Genomic DNA, 353 nt, shown 5'->3' with positions numbered 1-353 from the left:
AGGTTGACCGGCCCCATTGCGTTGGCGGCTTCGGCGGCGGCTTTCGTCGCATCCGGGATCATGCCCAGTTTTTCCAGCAACCATCCTACCCCTTTGGCGACCGCCACAACCACATCCACGACACCGGCGATGGCTTTACCCACCAGTCGCCCGAACGTTTGGCCGGCTTCGGTGGCGGCTTTTAGACTTTCAGCGGACGTATTGACCGGCTCAAACAGTGACTTGAACCACGCCCAGACCTTTTTAATGGCATTGCCGATGGCGTCAAAAATGGGGGCGAACGGCGCAAAAGCCGCTGCAAGGGTGTCACGAATAGGGGCTATCTCTTCCATCAATCCACTGAAAAACCCCGA

General features: G+C 57.8%; 1 pseudogene. It reads right to left on the bottom strand.

The features are described from left to right. A pseudogene (locus NXS07_RS20965) lies at positions 1-332 on the bottom strand (phage tail tape measure protein); the annotation flags it as partial. Between the last annotated feature and the right edge of the window lie 21 nt (positions 333-353).

Source organism: Xenorhabdus bovienii (genome assembly GCF_024721015.1).
Lineage (GTDB): Bacteria > Pseudomonadota > Gammaproteobacteria > Enterobacterales > Enterobacteriaceae > Xenorhabdus > Xenorhabdus bovienii.
The sequence above is the reverse complement of the archived record's forward strand: the minus strand, read 5'-3'. Positions and strand labels throughout refer to the sequence as shown.